Raw genomic sequence first — 22,801 nt, forward strand, 5'->3', positions numbered from 1 at the left:
CGTCAAGGTGGTCGGTTGCCTCAGCACGCCACAGCCAAGCCATAGGAGGTAGCCGGCCCCGGCGACAGTCTGCGCGGTGATCGCCGTCGTCGAAGCGGGGAACGTGGAGTTGGATTGTTCCGGACGGGCTGTCGGAGATTGCGAAGCCGTTGATCCCTGCGCCGAGGGGTGCGGCCGCAGGGCGGCGGAACACAGGACACGCCCGATGAGACGCTGTTCGACGCTGGTGACGTCCCTGAGCGGCTAATCCACGGATTCGACGGTGGGTTTGTCGTGGAAAAGGCCGGACAGGAAGGGGCTGGCGCCGATGGACTGCGGCTACTGGGTTGTGGGGAAGGCGCGGGCGTACGAGATCCAGAGCCGGACGTCGGCGGCGTCCGTACGGCCGTTGCCGTCGAGGTCTCCGGCCGCGCCGGCGGTCCTGACGGCAGCCAGGTCCTTGGCGCTGACGGCACCGTCGCCGTTGACGTCCGGGGTGCGGGTGGCAAGGAGATCCGAACGGACGGACAGCAGGTGGAACTTCGTGACGCTGCCGTTGAAGCCGAAGTTGTCGTCGGCGACGAGGACGAGTGAGCGGGAGCCGTCGGGCAGTTGCGGTCCCCACGTGATGCCCTCGACGTTGTCGGCGTCGGTGCCGGAGGTGGTGAAGTCGTACAGCAGCTTCTTCGGCATCGGCTTCTCCGTGCCGGACAATGCTTCCTTGCCGTTGACATCCGTCGCGCCGATGGTGCTGGTCCAGTAGAGGCGGATGGAGAAGCCGACACCTGAGGCGAAGGACCGTTCGACGGTGAGGTAGTCGGTCTCGTTGACGGCGAGGATCTCGGAGACTCCGCGGTCCGCCGAGTACGTGCCGACCGGCGGGGGCAAAGGCGCGGTGGGCGCGTCCGAGATCGGGTCGACTTCGTAGACGTGCTCCGCCTTCGGCTTGCCTGTCCGACGGTTCATCAGCAGCAGCCGGGACGGGCTCTTGACCGTCAGCCCGGCCGCGGGGCCGTCCTGGACGAGGGCGTTCTCGGTGACGGTGGTCACCGTGCGCCCGTCCGGGGAGAGGGTGAGCCCTTCCAGGGCCTGGTTGTTGCGCACCCCGGCGGTGAGTGTGCCCGAGGCCGAGCGGACAGGGGCGTACGCCTTGGGCAGCGGGAGTTCGCGTACGTACCCGCCAGAGGTGGCCGCCTCGCGGACGAAGGCGGGCTGCCCGCTTGAAGAGGCGCCCTCGCTGGTCCACAGCAGGCTCTTGCCGCCCGGGGTCCAGCGGATCGCCTCGGGGTCGGCCGCCTTGGGGGCGAAGGGCTCACCGGTGGTGTCGGCGAGCACGGTCAGGCCGTCGATGGCGGGCTTGTCGTCGGCGAACGCTGCCCCGTCGAGCGGCAGTCGGAGGGTGTAGAAGCGTGCCTTGCCGTTCTCCGAGCGGTCGTCGCTGAGGGCGACGTACTCGCCGGACTGCCGGTTGTAGTCGATGCCGGACAACCCGCCGAACGGCATGCCGAACTCCGTCGTCCCGGCGGGGACCGTGAGTGTGTCGAGGAGCCGCACGCCCTGCGGCTTCCCGGAGGTGTCCGCCCCGGGTTCCGCCGCGAAGCCGTTCGTGAGGGCCAGGCTGCCGAGGAGTCCGGCCGCGGCGAGGGAGGCGAGGAGCGCGCGTCCGCGGCGCGCTGGGGATTTGTGGCGCATGGGTGTCCTATCCGAAGGGGCTGTGGCTGAGGGGAGAGAGGGTGCTGCCGGGGCGTCAGAGTGAGGCGGCGGCCGGCACGGCACGGCCCCGGCGCTTGCGGCGCCACGCGTACAGCGCGAGGGCGACCAGCGTCATCACGTACGGGATCGTCGACACCAGCTGCGGTGGTACGTCGAGCGTGCCGAGCTGCACGGCCAGTGCCTCCGCCGCTCCGAAGCCGAGCGCGGCGAGGAAGACACCCCAGGGCCGCAGGCCGCCGAGGAACACGGCGGCGAGGGCGATGAAGCCGCGGCCGGCCGTCATGTCCCGTACGAAGAAGGAGACGTAGCCCATGCTGAGGAAGACCCCGGCGAGTCCTGCGAGGGCTCCGCTGAGGGCGAGTCCGGTGTACTGGACCCGCCGTACCGCGATCCCGACCGACTCGGCGGCGTCGGGCATCTCGCCGACCGCGCGCAGGTGGAAGCCGAAGCGGGTGCGGTAGAACAGCCAGGCGACGAACGGTGCGGCCAGGAAGGCCAACCAGGTGACCATGTTCTGGCCGCTCAGCACATCGCCGAGCACCGGCACGTGCTCGACGCCCGGCAGGGTGACCGTCGGCAGGCTGCCGCTCTTCAGGCCGGAGGTGCCGCCCTTGTCGTCGAGGAGGCTGTAGACGGCGTAGGCGGTGCCGCCGGAGGCGAGGAGGTTGAGGCCGATGCCCGCGATGATCGCGTCGGCGCCCAGTTCCAGGCGCAGCGCGGCGAGCAGTACGCCCAGCAGTGCCGCCGTCGCGACACCGCACAGCGCACCCACGGCGACGGAGCCGCTGTAACCGGCGACGAGCGCGCCGGTGCAGGCCGCGCTCAGCATCTGGCCTTCCAGGGCGATGTTGCTGATGCCTGCGCGTTCCGCGACCAGCCCCCCGAACGCGGCGAGCAGGTAGGGCGTGGCGATCCGTAGTGCGGCCGCCAGGAAGGCGCTGCTGAGGACGACGTCGAGTACGGCACTCATCGGACGCCCACCTGCCTGCGCGCGATGCGCCGCTTGAGCAGGTTCGGCAGGGCCTGGGCGGTGACCAGGAGCACGATGACCGCCTGGATGACCACCACGATCTCGGTGCCGACGTCCGTCTGCTGTTCCATGATGTCGCCCCCGGCGCGCAGGTAGGAGTAGAAGAGTCCGGCGACCACGACGACCAGCGGGTTGTTCCTGGCCAGCAGGGCGACCACGATCCCTTCGAAGGCGAGGCTTCCGGCGAGCCCTGGTTCGAGTCGCCCGTACACGCCCTGGACGAGATGGGCTCCGGCGAGGCCCGCGACGGCGCCGCCGATGACGAAGCTCCACTCGATGGCGCGGGGCACGCGGATGCCGCCGTACGCCGCGAAGTCGGGGTTGGCGCCGGTCATGCGGATGCGGTAGCCGAGCGGGGTGCGGGTGAGGAGCAGCCACAGCGCGACGGCGGTCAGCAGCATCACCCCGAGGCCGATGTTGGCCCGGCCCAGGGGGATGCCGAACCAGTCGGTCAGCGGGGTGAGCGCGGAGTCGGGCTGGATGTTCTTCGAGTGCACGGCGCTGCTGCCCGACTCCTTCAGCGGGCCGTTGACGAGGTAGTCGTAGACGCGGACGACGATGGCGTTGAGCATCAGCGTGGCCACGATCTCGTTGGCGCCGAGGCGTGCCTTCATCGATCCCGGAACCAGGCCCATTCCGGCGCCCGCGGCGGCCGCCGCGGCCATGGGCACGATCACGGCGACGACCGGCGGCAACGGCAGGAAGATCGCGACGGTCGCGGCCGCCAGCGCACCGGCGTAGACCTGGCTCTCGGCGCCGAGGCTGATCTGCCGGGCGCGGAAGGGGATCGCGACCGACAGCCCGAGCAGCGTGAGGGTGGTGGCGTCCTCCAGCCAGCGGCCGACGCGGAACGAGCGGTCCAGCGGGCCGGTGAGCATCACCTCGTAGGCGCGGACCGGGTCGTTGCCCGTGGCGAGCATGACGAGGAAGCCGATGGCCAGGGCGGCCAGGATGGTGGCCAGGGCCATGCTCAGGTCGACGACGAAGTCGCGGCGGCGGGTCGCCCGGTACTGGCTCCGGTCCTCGATCTCGATCGCGGTCATGGGGGTGGTGGTCACGGAGACTCCTCCCCCAGGTCTTCCAGGTGGGCCGTGAGCTGGTCGCGGTCGTGCTCCTCGACGCCGAGCATGTAGAGCCCGACCCGCTTCTCGGTGAGGCCGCTCGTGTCGTCGAACCGGGCGACCAAGCGGCCGTCCTTGAGGACGAGCAACCGGTCGGAGAGGGCGAGGAGTTCGGTGAGGTCGGCGGAGATCAGCAGGACGGCGGCGCCCACGTCCCGCGCGGCGACGAGACGCTCGTACATGAACCGCATCGCGCCGATGTCCACCCCGCGGGTGACCTGGGAGGCGATCAACAGGCGTGGTCCCGCGGAGAGTTCGCGGGCGACGATCACCTTCTGCAGGTTGCCGCCGGACAGTGCGCGTACCGGGACCGACGGGTCGGGGGTGCGGATCGCGTACTGGTCGATCAGCCGGTCGGCGTGTTCGCGTACGGCGCCCGGGTGGAGGACGCCGCGGCGGGCGAGGGGCGGTCGGTCGTGCCGGTCGACGACGAGGTTGTCGGCGATGGACGCGTCGAGGGCGGCGCCGTTGTGCAGCCGGTCCTCCGGTACGTAGCCGATGCCGGCCCTGCGGTGTCCCGCCACGTCGAGACCGGCCGTGTCGGTGCCGTCGATGTGGACCGTGCCCGCGGTCGCGCGGCGCAACCCGGCGAGGATTTCGGCGAGTTCGCTCTGGCCGTTGCCCTCGATGCCGGCCACGCCGACGATCTCCCCGGCGGCGACGTCGAAATCGAGGTCGTGCAGGGACTGGCCGGTCGGGGCCTGGTAGCCGAGGCTCCGTACCCGCAGGGTGGTCTCCCCGGGGCGGGCGGGGGAACGGTCCACGTCCAGGGACATGTCCCGGCCGACCATCATGGCGGCGAGTGACCGCTCGGTGGCGTCGGCGGTGGCGACCGTCCCCACCAGGGAGCCGGCGCGCATCACGCTCACCTTGTCGCTGATCTCCCGTACCTCGCGCAGCTTGTGCGAGATGAACAGCACGGTCATTCCGTTGTCGCGCAGTCTGCGTACGGCGGCGAACAGGTCCTCGGTCTCCTGCGGGGTGAGCACGGCGGTCGGCTCGTCGAGGATCAGCACGCGGGCCCGCCGGTGGAGTGCCTTGAGGATCTCGGTGCGTTGGCGCATCCCGACCGACACCTCCTCGACCCGTGCCCTGGGGTCGACGACGAGTCCGGACTCCTCCGCGAGCCGGGCGGTCGTCTCCACGGCCGCCTTCGGGTCGACCAGACCGCGACGGCCCGGCTCCACGCCGAGGACGACGTTCTGGGCAACGGTGAAGGACGGCACCAGCATGAGGTTCTGGTGCACCATTCCCACGCCCAGCGCGATCGCCGAGGCCGGACCCCGCAGCACCCGGGGCCGTCCGCCGACCAGGATCTCGCCCGCGCTGGGCTGTTCGAGGCCGTAGAACATCTTCATCAGCGTGGACTTGCCCGCGCCGTTCTCACCGACGACCGCCCGGATCTCGCCCGGCGGTATCTCCAGGTCCACGGCGCGCACCGCGCGCACCCCGTTGGCGTAGGTCTTGGTGACCCGGCGGGCGGCGACGGCCGGTCCGTCCTTGCCCCATGGCTCGTTCATCATCAAGGCCGTTCGGCTAGAGGGCGCTGGGCACCGTGACGGAGCCGGACTTGACCTGGTCGGCGGCTTCCTGGACCTCGGTACGGATCGTCTCGGGCACCAACTCCTTGAAGTGGTCGTCGTTCACATAGCCGACGGCGTCCTCGGCGAGGCCGACGGTGGAGACGGCGCCGTACTTCAGGGAGTCCTTCTGGTCGTCCTGCGCGGCCTTGTACAGGGCGTTGCCGACGTTCTTGAGGATGGAGGTGACGACGGTGTTCTTCTGCGCCTGGTCGGTGAGGGTCTGGTACTGGTCGGAGTCGACGCCGAACGTGTACCTCTTGGCGCCGACGGCCGACTCGAAGGTGCCGAGGCCGGAGAGCCCGGCGACCGGCCACACCAGGGCGGCGCCCTGGCCGTACATGGCGGTGCTGATCTCCTTGCCCTTGGCCGGGTCGGCGAACGGCTTGTCGCCGCCGACGTACTGGACGAGGACATCGGAGTTCTTTCCGCCGGCGGCCTGGAAGCCCGACTTGAAACCGACGACGAAGTCCTCGATCAGCGGGATCTTCACGCCGCCCATGACGCCGACCTTCTTCAGCGATTCGGTTCCCTTGAGGGCTTTCGCGGCCACCAGCTTCTCGGCCAGGAATCCCGCGAGATAACCGCCCTCGTTCTGCTTGAAGGTGACGGAGTACACGTTCTCGCACTTGTTGGAGCAGCCGCCGTTCTTGCCGCTGTAGTCGACCGGGGCGTCGAACAGCCAGAACTTCTTGTCCGGGAATTGCGGGGCGAGTTCGCCAATGTAGTCGGTGACCTCGAAGGTTCCGGCGGCGAGGATGTCGTAGTCGTCGGCCGAGGCGGCGTCCTCGAAGCCGGGCTCCCACTTGGTGCGGTCGGAGCCGAGCTCCACCACCTTGAGTTCGTAGCCGAGGTCCTTCTCGGCCTTCTTCAGTCCAGCGTAGGCGGAGTCGAAGAACGACTTGTCGCCCAGCCCGCCATTGAGCACCAATTTGATGCGCGGCTTGCCGGAGGACGAAGCTCCGGAATCGTCTCCGCCCGACCCTCCGCAAGCGGTCAGAGCGAGCATCCCTGTCACCGCGACGGCGGCGCTTCTCCCGTATCGCATCATCGACCTCGACTTCCTGATCATTTAGTTGCTGAGTCAGCGGCTGCGTTGACAGTAGAAAGTGCAAAACGTTTTGGCTACGTTGCCCGGTTTCGGTTTGATTTCCGGTGGGGGAATTTCAGACATCGTTGAGCAGTGCGGTCGCGGCGATGCGCAGCGTCCGGTCGTAGTCCGTCGCGCGTTCCTCGGCGGTGAGGGCGTCCCTCGTGCGGAGGTGGTCGGACACGGTCAGCACGGCGAGGGCCTCGCCGCCCTCCGCGCAGGCCACGGCGTACAGCCCCGCCGCCTCCATCTCGACCGCGAGCGTGCCCCGGCGCTCCAGGGCGTCGAAGAGGGCGGGGCGGTCGAGGTAGAAGTGGTCGCTGCTGAACACCGGTCCGATGTGCACTGCCCCGCCGCCGGAGAGCTCCCGTTCGGCGGCGTCCGCTGCTGCGCGCAGCAGCGGGTAGGAGGGAGCGAGCGAGAGGGTCACGCCGTCCACGAGGAGGCGGCTGAGGCTGGAGTCGGTGTGCGCGGCGGAGGCGATCACCACATCCCGTACCGACACCGAGGCCGGAATCGCACCGGCGGTGCCGACCCGGACGATCCTGCGCACGCCGTAGTGGCGGAACAGTTCCGTCGCGTAGATCGTCACGGACGGGATGCCCATGCCGGAGGCGAGCACCGACATCGGCACGCCCCGGTGACTTCCGGTGTAGCCGAGGATGCCGCGTACGTCGGTGACCTGCCGCGCGTCCTTGAGGAACGTCTCGGCGATCCGCCGGGCGCGGCGCGGGTCGCCCGGCATCAGCACGAGCGGCGCGAAGTCGCCCGGCCGGGCCGCGATGTGCGGTGTGCCGGTGACCGACGACGTACTCACGTGTCCTGCCATCACAGCTCCGCTCCGGCCAGCCAGCGCACCAGCCGGTCCCAGAGCTCGGGATAGCCCTTCCAGTCCAGGAACGGCGGCGGTGCCCAGTGCGGTGCGACATCGGAGGTGAACGCCGCCGATCTGCCCGCGCCGTGGCCGCCGACGACGAGCAGCGGATGCCCGGCGCACTCGGCCAGCAGCGACGCCTCCGGCCGCGGCGTGACCTCGTTGAGTCCGAGCAGCGCGGGCCAGGACCGGTCAAGGCCCCGTACGACCGCGTGCTCGCCCACCACTTCGGGGACGGCACCGGCCGGAAGCTCCACCCGGTCGTCGCGGTCCAGCATCGTCACCGGCAGGGCGGCGGCCAGCGGGGAGCGCCCCCATCGTGCGCGGGCGTCGATGCCGCTGAAGGTCAGATAGCCGCCGATCATCAGCACCCCGCCGCCCCGCTCCACGAAGCCGCGTACCAGCTCGGACCGGTCGGGCGCGGGGACGGAGCGGTTGAAGGTCTCGGGCGGGAGCTGGAAGCTGTTGGCGCCCACATCGCTGATGACGACGACGTCGTACGCGTCGAAACCGTCGGCGGAGGCCGGAACCCGGCTCGGGATCTCGTGCGAGGGCACATAGGTCACTTCGTGGCCGCGTGAGCGGAGCGCGTCGAGGAAGGCGCCTCCGCCCTCGGTGTACTCGGAGGTGTGGAAGGCGTCGAAGCCTTTCTGGTGGACCGTGTAGGTGAACCAGGACTCGCCCACGACGAGCACTCTGGGCATGGCGAACCGCCTTTCCGGGCAGGGGGTATTGCCGCGCGGCACGGCAACTCCGTGCGATGCGTGGGTGGTTGAGGTCAGGTGACGGTCAGGTGGGAGTCAGCGCGCGGTGTGCCGTGCTGCCGCGGACCTTGAGTTCGACGGGAAGCGTGTGCCGGGAGGCGGGCGGGACCTCGCCCCGGGTGACGTACTGGAGGAGTTGGGCGGTGGCGGTGCGGCCCACGTCGTAGGCCGGCTGGTGGACGGTGGTCAGGGGCGGATGCGCCAGCGAGGCGGCCCGGATGTCGTCGAAGCCGACCACCGAGACGTCCTCCGGCACCGACAGTCCCGCCTCCCGGAGCGCGGTCAGGGCGCCGAACGCCATGAGGTCGTTGGCCGCGAAGACGGCCGTGCAGTCCTCGGAGAGACCGCCCTCCTTGAGGAGTTCGGCGACGAGGACGTATCCGGAGGTCTCCTTGAAGTCGCCGACGCGTTCGACGACCTCGCCCCGGAAGGCCCGTACGAAACCGTTCGCGCGAGCGTTGCTGCTCTTCAGGGCGCGCGGGCCGGTCAGCATCAGGACCCGGCTGTGGCCGAGCGCCCGGAGGTGCTCGCCGACCAGCCGTCCGCCCGCCTCGTGGTCGGCGGTGGCGATGAGGGCGCCTTCGAGGCCCTCGACCTCCTCGTCGGCGAGCGCGATGGGGAACTTGCCCATGAGGGCTTCCAGCCTCCGCCGGGACGGCGGGGACCCCGAGGCGTACACCATGCCGTCGATGAACCGGCTGCGGATCATGCCGAGGTAGCGGTCCTCGCGGTCGGCGTCGAACTCGGTGTTGCACAGGATCAGGCCGTAGCCGAGGTCGTGGGCGGCGTCCTCGGCGCCCTTGGCGAGTTCGGCGAAGAAGGTGTTACTGATGTCCGGGATCAGCAGGCCGATCACCGAGGTGGAACCGGCCTGGAGGCTGCGGGCCAGGGATGCCGGGACGTAGCCGAGCCGGTTGACGACGCTGCGCACCCGTGCGGCGGTGTGCTCGTTGACCGGCCGGTTGCCGCTGAGGACGTGGGAGACGGTGGTGGCGCTGACGCCTGCCGCGGCGGCCACGTCCTTGATGGACGCCGGGCGCCGGACCGCCGCCCGCACGTACGGCTCAGGGGTCATAGTGCTGCACCGCCCTGCCATGGGAGGTGTCGAGGATGCGGGCCACCCGGGTGTCGGCCTCGGCCAGCAGCGCCGGCACGTCCACGGTGAGCAGTCGGCCGTCGCGCATCAGGATCCGACCGTCGACGACGACGGTCCGTACGTCACTGGCGCGGGCGCTGTAGACCAGCGCGGCACGCGGATCGTGCAGGGGACGGCAATGCAGCCCCGACAGGTCGGTCAGGACGATGTCGGCCCGCATGCCCGGCTCCAGCGCCCCGATCTCTTTCCGCAGGCCGAGGGCTCGGGCTCCGCCGCGCATGGCCAGGCGCAGCGTGTCGGAGACGGTCATCCAGGTGGCGTCCCGTTCCGCCTGCTTCTGGGTGAGGGCGACCAGCCGCAGGGCCTCCCACACGTCGAGCGTGTTGTGACCGGCGGCGCCGTCCGTGCCGACGGCGACCGCGACTCCGGCGGCGAGCAGTTCCCGGACCGGGGTGAGCGGGGACAGGGCGTGCTTGAGGTACACCTTGGGGCAACAGGCCACGGCGGTCGTGTCGGCGTACTCGGCCAGCAACGGCAGGTCGTCCTCGACGATCCCGCAGCCGTGCGCGATCAGTGCCCCGGCCTCCAGTACCCCGGTCTCGTGCAGCACCCGGATCGGGGTGATGCCGCGCCGCTCCAGGCTGGACTGCGTCTGCTCCAGGTGCTCGGCGGCGTGGATGTGCATGCGCAGGCCGAGCCGTCGGGCGTGTCCGGCGAGGATCCGCAGGTCGCCGTCTTCGACCGTGTACGGGGCGTGCGGCCCGAGCGAGACGGTGACCCGCCCGCCCGCACCGCCGTGCCACGCCTCCGCGAACTTCACCGTGGCCTCCAGGGCCGCCTCGCCCCGGCTGCTGAAGTACGTGGGCGCGATGTCGGCCCGCAGGCCGGTCTCGGCGACCGCCTCGGCGATCTGCTCGGGGAAGAAGTAGTGGTCGGCGAAGGTGGTGACACCGGAGCGGATCATCTCCGCGCAGGCCAGCCTCGCCCCGATCCGTACGTCGGCCGGGGTGAGGTTGGACTCCATCGGCCAGACCCGGTCGTTGAACCAGCCCTCCACCGTCACGTCCTCGGCCGCGCCGCGCATCAGGACCATGGGGCTGTGCGTGTGCGCGTTGACCAGGCCGGGAACGGCCAGCAGGCCGCGCCCGTCGATCACGTCAGCCGCGGGGCCCGGACCGAAGGGGTCCCCGGTCGGTCGTACGTCCTCGATGACGCCGTCCGCCACCACGATGTCCCGCGCCCGCAGAATCTCGCACTCGCCCTGCGCCGGGACGCGCAGCACATCGCAGCCGCTCACCAGGAGGCGGCCGGTCGGCGGAGGCGTTCTGTCGCTCATGGCGCACAAGCTAGATATCCAAAACGTTTTGCACAACCACACCGCGTTGTGACCGGGTTTCCGTGATGGCTACGACCTCCGCTACGTTGCACTGCTTGAAGTCGTCGACCACGCAGAGGGCTGCGATGAACAGGCCGCGCAGGGCGACGCAGAGCCCCAAGTACGACAGGCCGGTCCGGTGCCAGATGAATGGCAGCTGGCTGAGCGCGTTGCCGACACCCAGCAGGAGCGTTGCCAGACCGGACCGGACCCCTACCTCGTCCAACTCGGACAAGGAGAGTTCGACGGCTTCGTCCCGGCGGGAGAGGTAGGCGTCGCGCGCTTCGTCGCCGCGGACGCGTCCGGCCCATCGCCCCCGCATCCCGTGAGCAGCGGCGCAGCAACCGACAGCGGCGCCACGAGGGTCACGCCATGTCGTGCCGATGGCTTCCAGTTCATCGTCTCTCCCGCAAGGCGGCCCGGAGAACTTCCCCGGCGGCCGGCTCGACTTGGCACGAAACCAGGGCTCGACGGGTCGTGAACGCAGGGCGTCTGCCCGGGACGTGCACACGCCGCCGGTGACCACACCACTCGGCGGGACGCCACCCCACCCGCACTCGGTCTGCACCTGCATCGACTCACTGCGGCCTTCTCGCTGACCGGCGCCTGGCCCGCTTCGACGACGACCGCCGCTCATCCCCCGCCGCTACTGGCACGCCCCCCTGAGCCACGCCCACACCTCGCCGAAAGCCGGCCGGCCGCCGCCATCTGACCGCCGCCGAACACGCCCTCGACACCGCGACCGGGCGACCGATGCCCCTCTGACGCGCGTCGATATCTGACGCGGCCGCCGCCGTCGACACCAGCCGCAGGGGTGGCGGCCCGCTCCTGTCCACACGAGGCAACCGAGGCCTTGGCCGCCAGCTCCAGCATCGCGGCGCCGCCCGACTTCACCGGGACGGTGAGTTCATGCCCGGCGAGCGGGGCACGACGGATCTCGCAGCAGCTACCGGATCCTCAGGCGATGAGGCCGGGGACGTACAGCGGGGCGAGAGTGCGGATGCGGAGTTCGGGGACGGCCGTCGACATCCGCGTCACCTTCCGGACCGGGGGCTCGGGACGCATCCCACTCGCCGGCCAGGTGTGCCGCAGGCCGGGCGATGGCGTACCCGGCTCATTTTCCGGATGCTGGTGCGCCACGGCCGCAAGGGCGAGCGGTAGGGCTTTCGGGAATGTCACCTGGCACCTCGGCGCCGTGGCCGGTTCGGGCCCGATCCGGCCGCTCCCATGTGACCGTATCCCGTCGCGCACGTCAATTGCTTGCGGGAGCAGGCCAGTTGGTCGCCCATCGCAAGCCCGTTTCCGGCAGATCGCCCCATGGAGGCCATGGCGCGTACCTGACACAATCAACTCTCTGTCAAGGCGCAGACGTCACACAGCTCTGCAGACTCCCCACGAGCAGACAGGGACGACAATGCTGGGATCACGACGAAGAAGACGGTTCACCCATGCCTCGGTCCGGTCCGGGGCACTGTTGTTGACGGCGGCCATGTCGACGGGGTTGACGACCGTCCCGGCCGTCGCGGCCGGCACCCCGACGGCGGGCGCGGCGTTATCCTCCGCGCCTTCTTATGAGACGGTCACGCTGATCACCGGCGACCACGTTCTGCTGGACCAGCACGGCAACGCCGTCGGCGCGACGCCGGCCGAGGGCCGCTCCGGCATACCCCTCCAGATCAGCCGTACCGGCGACCACACCTACGTCGTCCCCGCCGACGCCGAAGTGCTGATCGCCGAGGGCGAGGTCGACCTGGCTCTCTTCGACGTGGCCGAGCTGAGCCGGCCCGAGTACCGTGACGTGGCGGACGGCGGCTCACCCGTGCTGGTGCGGTACACGGCGAAGAACCCGGCGGCACGCGGCCGGCTCCACGCGGGCACCGACGCACCGGTCCGGGAGCTCACCTCCGTGGACTCCGAGGCCGTGGTGGTGTCGCCCGAGGAGACGACGACGGCCTGGGCTGCCCTGACCGACACCGAGCACGGCACGAGCGAACTCGCCCCTGGCGTGGCGGAGTTGAGCCTGGACCGGGTGGCGACCGCCGCCCTCGACGTGAGCGTGCCGCAGATCGGCGCCCCCGGCCTGTGGCAGGCGGGACTCGACGGCACCGGCGTGAAGATCGCCGTACTGGACACCGGCATCGACTCCACTCACCCTGACTTTGCCGGCCGGGTCGTCGCCGAGGAGAACTTCTCGGAGGACACGGACGTCCGGGACCACAACGGCCACGGCACGCATGTCGCCTCGACCGCCGCCGGTACCGGAGCGGGCTCCGCCGGCAAGTACAAGGGCGTGGCACACGGCGCCCAGCTGCTCAACGGCAAGGTCCTCAACACCGCGGGCTCGGGCCTGACGTCCGGCATCGTGGCCGGCATGGAATGGGCCGTCGCGCAGGGCGCCGACGTCGTCAACCTCTCCCTCGGAGACGACGACACTCCGGGCACCGACCCCCTCGAAGAGGCCGTCGACGCCCTGTCCGACCAGGCGCTGTTCGTCGTCGCCGCGGGCAACAGCGGCTCCGGATCGGGAACCCTGCTGACCCCGGGCGTGGCCGAGGACGCGCTGACCGTGGGCGCCGTGGACAAGCTCGACCAGCTCGCCGACTTCTCGTCGCGCGGCCCGCGCATGGACGGAGGCGTCAAGCCGGACGTGACCGCGCCCGGCGTCTCCATCACCGCGGCCTCCGCCGAGGGCACCCTGCCGGACCAGCCGCACCCCGCCCCCGGGTATGTCACCCTCAACGGCACCTCCATGGCCACACCTCATGTGGCCGGGGCGGCCGCTCTACTCATGCAGAAGCACCCGGACTGGAGCGGCAGCCGGATCAAGGCCCTGCTGACCGGTTCGGCGAAGCCCGCCGGCTACAGCGCGTACCAACAGGGCACCGGGCGGATCGACCTGACCCGGGCCGCCGCGCAGACCGTCGTGGCCGAGCCCGGCTCGCTGAACTTCGGCGAGGCGGAGTGGCCGCACACCGACGACGAGCCGCGGACCCGCACGGTCGCCTTCCGCAACCACGGCGACCAGCCGGTCACCCTGAACCTGAGCGCCACCACCAGCGCCCCGGGCGGGGGCGGTGCCCCCGAGGGTCTCTTCACGCTCGGGGCCGATCGGATCACCGTGCCCGCGGGCGGCACCGCCGGCGTCGACGTGACCGCGGACACCCGCGTCGGCGGCGACACCACCGGCGCGTACAGCGTGACGCTGGTGGCCACCGGCGGCGGGCAGACCATCCGCAGCGTCGGCGGTGTCGAACGGTCCGGGCACACCTACGAAGTCACGGTCAAGGCCACCGGACGCGACGGCCTGCCGCCCGACTACTTCAGCTGGGCCGCCTGGTTCACCGGCATCGGCAACGACGTGTTCGAACTGGTCAGGGGCGACGACGGTACCGCCACGGTGGAGCTTCCGGCCGGTGACTACCTGGTCGCCGGCCGCAACTTCGCCGACGACGGCATCGACAGCCTCATCGCCCCGAAGGTGACGGTCGACCACGACATGACCCTTGCCTTCGACGCACGGGACACACGGCCCGTCGAGGTCACCCTGCCGGACCCGGAGGCCGTCGGATACTCCACGCTCATGTCGACCGTGGTGCGCTCCGGCGGCACCGAGAGTTCCCTCAGCATCGGGCTGAACGCCAGTCTGAGGGGCGCCCGCACCGGGACGTTCGGCGATCCGCCGCCGCCGGGAGAGGTCACCTCGTACTTCGCCTCGAACTGGTACAACGGCTCGACCGAGTACCACATCGCCCACACCCTCCCGGGCGCCTTCTACACCGGACACGTCCAGCGTGTGACCGAGGGCGACCTGGCCAGGCTGACGCTCCGCCAAGGGGCCTCGGTCCCAGGTGCCATGGGAGTGAACTGGACGGTGCTGCCGGGGGCAGGCGGCTCGTCCGTCGGCTTCTACAGCGACCTGCCGGGCACTCGGACGGTGTACGTGCAGGGTGGCTACTCCTGGGCGGCGCTCACCCAGCAGATCGACCCGTCCAACGGCGGCGTCCAGGCCCAGTACGAGATCCCGGCCCGCACCTACCCCGCCGGATCGAGCCGTACCGAAACGGTCAACACCGGTGTGTTCGGGCCGGCGATCGGCACCGGCGGTGGGCTCGTGAGGACCGGTGACACGCTCACCGGGAGGATCGCACCATTCTCCGACGGCGCGGGGCACGTGGGGAGCAGTCTGTACGATGCCGCGTCGGCGTCGACCTCGCTCTACCGCAACGGCAAGCTCCTCGCCACCGCGGGCGGCCCGCTCGACGCCACGAGCTTCGAACTGCCGCCGGACAAGGCGCGCTACCGGCTGGTGACCACGATCGGCCGCGCCGCGGCCGGTATCGCCTCGGTCACCTCGAAGGTCACCTGGCAGGCGCAGTTCACCTCGGCCCACACGACGGCGGCCGCCTCCGTCCCGGCGAGCGTGGTGCGCTACACGCCCGAACTCGCCCTGGACTCCACGGCGGTGGCCGGCGTACGGCAGAAGGTGCCCGTCACCGTCCAGGGTTCGGCCGCCGGCCGCAGCCTCGCCTCACTGACGGTGTCCGTGTCCTACGACGGCGGTACGACCTGGCACCCGGCGGCCGTACGGCACGGCGCGATCACCGTCGACAACCCGCCCGCGGGCGGCTCGGTCTCACTTCGCGCCGAGGTGAGAGACCGTCAGGGCAACACCTTCAACCAGACGATCATCGACGGCTACCGCACCAGGTGACCCCGCGTCAAGTTCCCCGGCGCCGGGCATCCTCCCGACGCGCACTCTCCAACAGGTCATCGCCGGAAGACCGCCGGAGTGGTTCCCGCAAACGCCGAAGTGACGATGCGTCGGATGTCGTCGTCGCTTACTGATCGTGGATTTGCATACGGCGACGACACTGCCTGAGTGACAACGCGGTCGATTCCGTCCGCAGGCATACCGAGGTCGGCCAGGGACCGTGTGAGGCCGAGGGTGTCAAGCATGCGGTACAAGGCACCACCTGGATCTGTGTCACCGAAGCCGGTGGAGACGATGTCGTGCCCTCGTGAGCCGGGCCGAAGGTTGAACGCCATGACATGGGGCAGCACGGCGGTGTGGGTCCATGCGTGTGAGAGGTTGAAGGATCCGCCGATGATGTGGCAGAGCTTGTGATGCAGCGACATGGTCGTCGCTCCCAGGCAGCTGCCGGCCAGCCAGGCGCCGTACAGCAGATCGGACCGGGCCTCGGCATCGCTCGGATCGGCCACGATCGCCGGGATCCCGCTCGCCAGGGCCTTGATGGAGGCCCCGGCCATCAGGTCGGTGATCGGGGATCCGTCGGGGGCATAAGTGGCCTCGACGGCATGTGCGAGGGCGTTGACTCCGCTCGTCACCGACATCTCGACGGGCAGGCTTGTGGTCAGGTTCGTGTCGTAGACGACCGACACGGGCAGGACTTTGGGATCGCGGCCGGTGCGTTTGCCACTGTCGTCCGTGAGCCCCCAGACCGGCGTCATCTCAGAACCGGCATAAGTCGTCGGGATGGCCACGAGCGGCAGACCGGTCTCGAGCGCGATCGCCTTACCGAGCCCGATCGACGATCCGCCTCCGACTGCGAGGGTTGCATCCGCCTCTACGGACCTGACATGCGCCGCGGCCGCAGCCGCGACATCGGTCGGCACATGCATGACTGCCTCGGCGTACACGCCGACGCACGCATCGCCCAGCAGTTCTGCCACCTCATGTGCGCTTGCCTTCTGCTGCGGCGTACTGAGTACCAGCACCCGGGAAAGGCCGAGGCGGTCAACCTCCTCTCGAACACCCGCGAGAGTTCCCGAACCGAACACGACCCGCGACGGCAGCCCGGTATGGACGAATGCGCGGGTCACTGCGTCTCCTCGGCACTCGGCGGCTGGGCCAAGGTGATGTCGAAGTCGATCACCTGGAAGGGGTTGTCGAGTCCGTAGTGCCTGGCCTGCTCGGAGTCGTCGACGGGGGTTACCGGACGGATGAGTGACTGCTTCACCCCGAAGACCGTGTCGTCGTCGAGATACGGACTGCCCTCAAGGAAGAGATGTGTGGTCACCGGGCTGAAGCCCGCCGCGCCGGCGATGAAGTGGATGTGCGCCGGACGGTAGGGGTGTCGCCCTGTGCGGCGGAGCAGGTCACCGACCGGACCGTCGGCCGGGATCGGGTAGTGGAGCGGCAGGATCGTGGTGAACCAGAACCGTCCTTCCTCGTCGGCTGTGAACAGCCCACGCAGGTCCTGATCGGGAGCGTCGGGCTTCTGGATGTCGTAGAAGCCCTCGTCGTCGGCCTGCCACACGTCGACCTGAGCACCTGGGACGGGGACACCGGCAAGGGTGAGCACGCGCCCTCGGACCAGGCAGCGGGGGCTGGTGTGGTCGACGGCGATGTCCTCACCGAGTTTGCGGACAGGTGACTCGATGACGTGGAACGGCCCCAGGACCGTCGACTCCGTCGCGCCCTGCGGCTTACGGTTGTTGATCGCGTCCACCAGCATCGAGACGCCCATGACGTCGGAGAAGAGGATGAATTCCTGGCGTTTGTCGTCGCACATGCGCCCGATCGCCGTGAGGAAGTCGATCGCCCCCTCCCACTCTCCCTGGTTCGGTTCGACCTCGCGGACGAAGCTGTGCAGATGGCGGGTGAAGGACTCGAGGATCTCCCGGAGCCTGGGGTCCTGTGTCTGCGCGAAGCTGTCGACGACGGCCTGGGTCGCGGTCTCTTCGGTGAAGTCCGATCCCACGTCACGCCTCCTTCAGTGGCCATCCGGCCAGGTCGAGGACGCGTGTCGCGGCGCCCATCAGTCGCTCGGCCGCGCGGGCCGGCGCCGCCTCGTCGAGTACGTCGGAGAAGACCTCTACGGTCACCTCTCCGTCGAAGCCGATGCCGCGCAGGACGGACAGCAACTCGGTCAGCTGTCCGGTGCCCTCGCCGGGCAGCCGGCGCTGGTGGCGGGATTCGTGCTTGAGATCGTTCGTGGGCACTGGCAGGACGTCATTGATCTGAACCGCTGTGATCAGCGCGGGATCGATCTTCCGCAGTTGTTCGAGCTGCGATCCCGACCGGAAGAAGTGCCATGTGTCGAGCAGCATCTTCCCGTTGGGCGCGGCGACGTCCTCGATGATCTGCTGGCAGAAGGTCAGGTGGGAGATCTGCGCATAGGGCAGGAATTCCAGCCCGAAGCCGATCTGCTGGGCCGCGCCCGCCTCGCAGAGATTGGTGAACGCGTCGACGATGTCATGGAGCGAATGGTGGAAGAAGGACGCCAGGTTGATGCGCCGGCAGCCCAGAGCACGCGCGGCATGCAGCAGGTTCTCCTGCGTCTCGTCGCGCCGACGACCTGCCTGGGCGTTCGCCGCGACCCAGTCCCACGATGCTTCCATCTCGGTGACGGTCAGACCGTACGTGTTCAGCATCGACACGAGATCGGCGTCCTGGAGTCCCTCGTCGCGGGCGTCGGCGTAGTCCGAGAGGCGCAGACCGATGCCGGTGAAGCCGGCGGCGGAAGCAACCCGCACCCGTTCCTCGAAGCCGCACAAGCGCAGCGACATCGCGCTGACGGTCAGCGGACGGCGGGCCGGAGTCACAGCGGGCTCCCCGCCGAGGGGGAGCCCCCGAGCCACGCCTGGCCTTCCTTGTAGAGCCTCTCCACTGCATCACCGACCAGTTCCGGGAGCCCGGGCTTCACCTCGAAACCCTGCTTGATCTGCAGGTACGCGAGATGACGGTATCCCTCGGGAAACGAGTGAAGGAGGTCTCGGTCAAGTGTCACACTCTGCGCGGGGTCGATCACGTCCATCCGGTCCTGCTCGTAGATGGGCTGACGGCGCACGATGGCCCAGCGGCCGTCGCGCCTCTCGAAGAAGTCGTAGAAGCGACCGGTGCAGACAACGTCGACGGCCACACCATGCACGTCTGCCCGCTGGTTGATGGTCATCTTGGTCTGTGCGATCGCGCGGTCCCCCGCCACATCGACAGATGTACCACCCAGGAAATGAAGAATCCGGACACCGTTGTCGAAGCCCCTGCGGCTCACCGCGATGAAATCCTGGTAGGCGCCCTGAAACCATGTGGCGGTCATATAGCCGTCGCTGTGCCACACGGTTGCGAAACGGTCCCAGTCACCCGCGTCGCGCCACACGGCCCAGTTGTTGACCACGTCGATGATGTCCTGGCGAGGGGTCGTGTCAGTCACGTCAGGTTCAGCCCTTCAGGGTGTCAGAGGGTGGCAGCGGCGACGGCCTGCGGACTCCAGTCGCCTGTGTCGAATCCGAAGAAGGAAGCCATGTGGGCCAGTTGCGCGTCCATCATCTGGTCGCCGCACTGAACAAAGCAGCCGGCTTCGGCGGCGGCTGTGAGGTGCCTCGTCATACGTGGGTGGACTACGACGTCTGCGACGATCATGTCGGATGAGATCCCGGTCAGGTCGACGGGCATCGGGTCGTCGGGCCTCATCCCCACCGGTGACGCGTTCACCACAAGGTCAAAGCCGGCGGCCTTCGGTTGGACGACCGAAGAGGTGACGCCCATCGACCGGATGCGCTCCGACAGGTCGGCAGCGCGATCAGCTGCCACGTCCGCGACCGAGACCTCCGCCGCACCGGCCTCGGCGATCGCGATGGCGATGGACGTGCCCACACCGCCCGACCCGACCACGACAGCGCGCAGACCCTTCACGCTCCTGCCCTGCGCTGCAAGCGCCGAGACGAAGCCCATCCCATCCAGCGCGTCACCGGCCCATGAACCGTCCTGGGCCGGACGCAGAACGTTGACAGCGCCGGTGAGACGGGCCCGGTCGGTCGGATATCTCACATGGCTGAGCGCGGCCGGCTTGTGCGGGATCGTGACGATGAGCCCGGCAAGGTTCTGTAGTCTGCCGACGTGGGTCAGGAAGTCGCCCAGGTCCTCCGGCTGCACGTGCATGGGGATGCAGAGGTGATCGAATCCGTTTGCCTTGAACAGCGCGCTCCACACCTCGGGCGCGCGAACCTGGGCGATGGGGTGTCCGATGATGCCGAGCAGCTGTGTGTTTCCGGTCGCGATGGGGCGCGTCATCACAGCTCCTGAGAGGTCAAGAGGTACGCAAGGTCGTAGACAGCCGCCTCGCCGTCACGGATGCCGCCAATCTGTCCCAGGAGTTTCTGTGCTGACGGCGTGACCGCCTCCACCTCTCGGCGGCCGATCCCCTCGACCATCAGGACCGCATCGAAGACCTCTTCTCCCGTAAGCCTGCGCAGGTCCGTCTCCGCGGTCCGGACCCGCGTGGTCTCCGGTTCCGCCCAGCCGAGGTGGATGCCGGTCACGCCGTGCTGGCCACTGAGTTGCTCCTGGAGAGACCCGGCGGCTTCTTCAAGCGCGGCACGACCGTTTCCGGTGGAGTAGGCACGGATGGTCAACAGGGCGCCGCCGAAGCCGATCCCGCTCGTCGAGAGGGTGGTGCAAGCGGATCGCACGAAATTCGTGAAATGCGGCTGCATCCTGGTCGTCCACTCAGTGGGATTGTTCAGACGCTCCCGATACGGTTCGGAGCTGAAGGTGTCCAGCCGCTCGCCCTCGTACAGGGTGAAGTAGCGATGCAGTGGCAGGTTCCAGTCGACGTAACGCCTGCCCGCGGTGAAACCCGGAACACCGACGCGTTCCGGCATGTGCTGGACGGTGTGCCATTGGTTGTACTCCACCTCGTCCTCGGTCTGGATGTCATGCCAGACAGCCATGAAGGCTTCGCCTCTGAGCATCACGCGCTCCTTGTCTCAGGTCCGCCGCTCGACACGACGGCAGTGGATCTCCCGGTCGCCCATTGAGCAGCAACAGTGATCCACACACTAAGGATCGGGCGTCGCCACCCCAACCCTTGGCTGCCACTCAGTGGCAGCACTAGCCTTTCGCCCATGGCTGGAAGAGTGAATACCCCTGGCGCCTCGGTGACCGGACGAGTGCTGTCGATCCTGGACTGCTTCAACGTCGCACACCCCACGCTCACCTTGAGTCAGATCGCCCTGCACTCCGGTATCCCGCTGTCCACCGTGCGCCGTCTGGTGGCAGAGCTCGAGGAGTGGGGAGCTCTCGAACGCCTCGTCGACAAGCACTATCGAGTCGGCATCAGACTCTGGGAGCTGGGCTCGCTGGCGCCACAGCAGCGCGATCTGCGCGATGTCGCCCTGCCGAGCATGCACGACCTCTACTCGGCGACACAGGAGAACGTCCAACTCGTCGTCATCGACGGCTACGAGGCGCTTTGCATCGAGAAGATCTCGGGGAAGAAGGCGGTGCCGACGCGGACGGAGGTCGGCGGACGCCTGCCTCTGCACGCCACCGCGGTCGGCAAGTCCATTCTGGCGTTCTCGCCCATCGACCTGCTGAACAGTCTCTACGAGAGGGGATTGCGGCGTCACACTCCGTACACGATCACCGAGCTGGGACGGCTCGCCGCTGTGCTGCGCGAGGCCCGGCGCAAAGGCGTTTCGTACTCACACGAGGAAATGTCCGTCGGGGCGATCTCGGTCGCCTCTCCCATCGTCTCCCCCGGCGGGATCCTGCATGGCTCCCTCGGCATCGTCGTTCGATCCACGAGCAACCTCGACGCGCTGGCACCAGCCGTCCGGACGGCCGCTCTGGGCATCTCCCGCGCCTGTGGCTGAACATCGAGCAAAATGAACACTGCCACTCAGTGGACGCCGTGCTTTGCCTCACACATTGCAGCTCGCATAGCTTCACCGGCCAGTCCACCCCGAGAAAGTGCACCCGCACCCTGACACGTCCTCGGCGGCGGCTCCTGCCCGGGAGGCACCGTGACCGTTCCATCGTCACCGACCAGCGAGCACGACAGGCTCGTTGAACAGGCAGCCAAGAAGGCTATGAAACGCCTCGTCCCGCTGCTGCTCCTGATGTACGCGTTCGCCTACATCGACCGCTCGAACGTCGGCTTCGCCAAGGACGAGCTGAGCACCTACGTGGCCATCAGTGACGCGGCTTTCGCTCTCGGCGCGAGCCTGTTCTTCATCCCGTACATCCTGTTCGAAGTCCCCTCAAACATGTTCATGAAGAAGGTCGGCGCGCGTATCTGGATGTGCCGCATCATGGTCACCTGGGGCCTGGCGTCCGCCGCCATGATGTTCGTCCAGAACGAGGGGCAGTTCTACGGCCTGCGCGCCCTGCTCGGCCTGTTCGAGGCCGGCTTCTTCCCCGGCGCCATCCTGTACCTGACCTTCTGGTTCCCCGACCGGTACCGCGCCTCCGTGATGGGCCTGTTCTACATCGCCACCCCGCTGTCGTTCATCTTCGGCAGCCCCCTCAGCGGCCTGCTCCTGAAGTTCCACGGGCTCGGCGGCCTGCACGGCTACCAGTGGATGTTCTTCATCGAAGGCGTCGCCGCGTCGGCGATCGGCGTGCTGGCGTTCTTCTACCTCAAGGACCAGCCCAAGGACGCTTCGTGGCTCACCGGCCCCGAGAAGGCTGCCCTCCAGGCCCAGATCGACGCCGAACAGGAACTCAAGCAGGCCCACTCCGGAGCGCGTACCTTCCTGGCAGCGTTCAGGACGCCGACCGTCTGGTACTTCGGACTCCTGTTCCTGACCGTCCAGCTCGTGGCCGCCCAGGTCACCTTCTATCTCCCGACACAGATCGCCGACCTTCTCGGCACCAGCGTCGGCCTGAAGGTCGGCCTCCTGGTCGCGGTCCCGTGGACCTGCGCGCTCGTCGCGACCGTACTGGTACCGCGCTACGCATCGCGAAGCGGGCGACAGCGCTCGACCGCGTGTATCGCGGGCCTCGTGGCGGCCGTCGGCCTGTTCCTCTCGACGATCACTCCGACGGGAGCGGCCCTGGCCATCCTGTGCGCGGCCATCGCCGGCCTGTGGGCCCTGCAGCCCACCTTCTGGTCGCTGCTCACGGACCGGATCGGCGGCCTCGCGGCGGTTACCGGCATCGCCCTGGTGAACTCGATCGGCAACATCGGCAACTTCCTGTCACCCAACCTGCGCACGTGGGCCGATGACCACCTCACGGGAACGCCCGGCGTCGCGATCATCGCCGTCCTCGCCGTCCTCGGCGCGCTGATGTTCATGGGTGTGAGCAAGGCACCGCTGGAGGAACTCGCGGAACATGACCTCAACGTCCCGACCGACGCCGTGACAGTCGAAGGTACCGCCACCCGTCCCTCCGCATGACACCAGTAAACAATCCAGGTGGGCCACGGAGACCG

The 22,801-nt window shown here is 69.0% G+C and carries 20 protein-coding genes and 1 pseudogene; 4 read left to right on the top strand and 17 right to left on the bottom strand.

Annotated elements, in window-relative coordinates; all coding sequences use genetic code 11:
- Positions 1-113: 113 nt before the first annotated feature.
- Positions 114-225, top strand: a pseudogene (locus KCH87_RS00970) (IS5/IS1182 family transposase); the annotation flags it as partial.
- Between the two features lie 93 nt (positions 226-318).
- Here the strand turns inward: KCH87_RS00970 and KCH87_RS00975 are convergent.
- From KCH87_RS00975 to KCH87_RS01025, 11 genes are all read right to left on the bottom strand, one after another.
- Positions 319-1,671, bottom strand: coding sequence for an esterase-like activity of phytase family protein (locus KCH87_RS00975; RefSeq protein WP_210583298.1), 1,353 nt, complete (start codon positions 1,669-1,671; stop codon positions 319-321).
- A gap of 55 nt (positions 1,672-1,726) precedes the next feature.
- The gene (locus KCH87_RS00980) at positions 1,727-2,662 is read right to left on the bottom strand and encodes an ABC transporter permease (protein WP_210583299.1); all 936 of its coding nucleotides are present in this window, start codon (positions 2,660-2,662) and stop codon (positions 1,727-1,729) included.
- Positions 2,659-3,780, bottom strand: a complete 1,122-nt coding sequence (locus tag KCH87_RS00985; protein ID WP_308298712.1) for an ABC transporter permease — start codon at positions 3,778-3,780, stop codon at positions 2,659-2,661. Before KCH87_RS00985 ends, KCH87_RS00980 begins: the two co-directional genes overlap by 4 nt.
- Positions 3,777-5,363: an ABC transporter ATP-binding protein gene (locus KCH87_RS00990; RefSeq protein ID WP_247195525.1), complete on the bottom strand. Its 1,587-nt coding sequence runs from the start codon at positions 5,361-5,363 to the stop codon at positions 3,777-3,779. The genes KCH87_RS00985 and KCH87_RS00990 overlap by 4 nt, the downstream gene beginning before the upstream one ends.
- 16 nt (positions 5,364-5,379) lie before the next feature.
- Positions 5,380-6,474 (bottom strand): BMP family ABC transporter substrate-binding protein, encoded by a 1,095-nt coding sequence (locus KCH87_RS00995; RefSeq protein WP_210583303.1) that lies wholly within the window; start codon positions 6,472-6,474, stop codon positions 5,380-5,382.
- Positions 6,475-6,589: 115 nt separating this feature from the next.
- The gene (gene deoD / locus KCH87_RS01000) at positions 6,590-7,342 is read right to left on the bottom strand and encodes a purine-nucleoside phosphorylase (RefSeq protein WP_210583306.1); all 753 of its coding nucleotides are present in this window, start codon (positions 7,340-7,342) and stop codon (positions 6,590-6,592) included.
- Entirely contained in the window at positions 7,342-8,091 is a 750-nt protein-coding gene (locus KCH87_RS01005) for a glutamine amidotransferase (protein ID WP_210583308.1), read from the bottom strand. Before KCH87_RS01005 ends, deoD begins: the two co-directional genes overlap by 1 nt.
- A gap of 85 nt (positions 8,092-8,176) precedes the next feature.
- Positions 8,177-9,226: a LacI family DNA-binding transcriptional regulator gene (locus KCH87_RS01010; RefSeq protein ID WP_210583309.1), complete on the bottom strand. Its 1,050-nt coding sequence runs from the start codon at positions 9,224-9,226 to the stop codon at positions 8,177-8,179.
- Positions 9,216-10,583: an amidohydrolase gene (locus KCH87_RS01015; protein ID WP_210583310.1), complete on the bottom strand. Its 1,368-nt coding sequence runs from the start codon at positions 10,581-10,583 to the stop codon at positions 9,216-9,218. The genes KCH87_RS01010 and KCH87_RS01015 overlap by 11 nt, the downstream gene beginning before the upstream one ends.
- A gap of 10 nt (positions 10,584-10,593) precedes the next feature.
- Entirely contained in the window at positions 10,594-11,196 is a 603-nt protein-coding gene (locus tag KCH87_RS01020) for a hypothetical protein (protein ID WP_210583311.1), read from the bottom strand.
- 383 nt (positions 11,197-11,579) lie between these two features.
- On the bottom strand, positions 11,580-11,801 hold the full coding sequence (locus tag KCH87_RS01025) for a hypothetical protein (protein ID WP_210583312.1): 222 nt from the start codon (positions 11,799-11,801) through the stop codon (positions 11,580-11,582).
- A gap of 310 nt (positions 11,802-12,111) precedes the next feature.
- Here KCH87_RS01025 and KCH87_RS01030 point away from each other — a divergent pair, with 310 nt between their 5' ends.
- A complete protein-coding gene (locus KCH87_RS01030; RefSeq protein ID WP_210583313.1) occupies positions 12,112-15,333 on the top strand; it encodes a S8 family serine peptidase in 3,222 nt (1,073 codons plus the stop codon).
- 56 nt (positions 15,334-15,389) lie between these two features.
- On the opposite strand, the gene KCH87_RS01035 is transcribed toward KCH87_RS01030, so the two are convergent.
- From KCH87_RS01035 to KCH87_RS01060, 6 genes are read right to left on the bottom strand one after another with little or no spacing between them, the layout of a single operon-like run.
- Entirely contained in the window at positions 15,390-16,463 is a 1,074-nt protein-coding gene (locus tag KCH87_RS01035) for a maleylacetate reductase (RefSeq protein ID WP_210583314.1), read from the bottom strand.
- Entirely contained in the window at positions 16,460-17,344 is an 885-nt protein-coding gene (locus KCH87_RS01040; protein WP_210583315.1) for an intradiol ring-cleavage dioxygenase, read from the bottom strand. Before KCH87_RS01040 ends, KCH87_RS01035 begins: the two co-directional genes overlap by 4 nt.
- Position 17,345: 1 nt before the next feature.
- Positions 17,346-18,188 carry a sugar phosphate isomerase/epimerase gene (locus tag KCH87_RS01045; RefSeq protein ID WP_210583316.1) on the bottom strand — a complete coding sequence of 281 codons (843 nt, stop codon included), beginning with the start codon at positions 18,186-18,188 and terminating at the stop codon, positions 17,346-17,348.
- On the bottom strand, positions 18,185-18,796 hold the full coding sequence (locus KCH87_RS01050; RefSeq protein ID WP_210583317.1) for a nuclear transport factor 2 family protein: 612 nt from the start codon (positions 18,794-18,796) through the stop codon (positions 18,185-18,187). Before KCH87_RS01050 ends, KCH87_RS01045 begins: the two co-directional genes overlap by 4 nt.
- A 23-nt stretch (positions 18,797-18,819) precedes the next feature.
- Positions 18,820-19,656 (bottom strand): shikimate dehydrogenase, encoded by an 837-nt coding sequence (locus KCH87_RS01055; RefSeq protein ID WP_247195526.1) that lies wholly within the window; start codon positions 19,654-19,656, stop codon positions 18,820-18,822.
- Positions 19,656-20,336, bottom strand: a complete 681-nt coding sequence (locus KCH87_RS01060) for a hypothetical protein (RefSeq protein ID WP_210583319.1) — start codon at positions 20,334-20,336, stop codon at positions 19,656-19,658. Before KCH87_RS01060 ends, KCH87_RS01055 begins: the two co-directional genes overlap by 1 nt.
- Positions 20,337-20,489: 153 nt before the next feature.
- Between KCH87_RS01060 and KCH87_RS01065 the strand changes: the two genes are divergently transcribed.
- Together KCH87_RS01065 and KCH87_RS01070 are read left to right on the top strand one after the other, a co-directional pair.
- Positions 20,490-21,239 carry an IclR family transcriptional regulator gene (locus KCH87_RS01065; protein WP_210583320.1) on the top strand — a complete coding sequence of 250 codons (750 nt, stop codon included), beginning with the start codon at positions 20,490-20,492 and terminating at the stop codon, positions 21,237-21,239.
- 216 nt (positions 21,240-21,455) lie between these two features.
- Entirely contained in the window at positions 21,456-22,766 is a 1,311-nt protein-coding gene (locus tag KCH87_RS01070; RefSeq protein WP_210583321.1) for an MFS transporter, read from the top strand.
- The last annotated feature ends 35 nt before the right edge of the window (positions 22,767-22,801 follow it).

The sequence above is a fragment of the Streptomyces sp. GESEQ-35 genome (assembly GCF_017948485.1).
Taxonomy (GTDB): Bacteria; Actinomycetota; Actinomycetes; order Streptomycetales; family Streptomycetaceae; genus Streptomyces.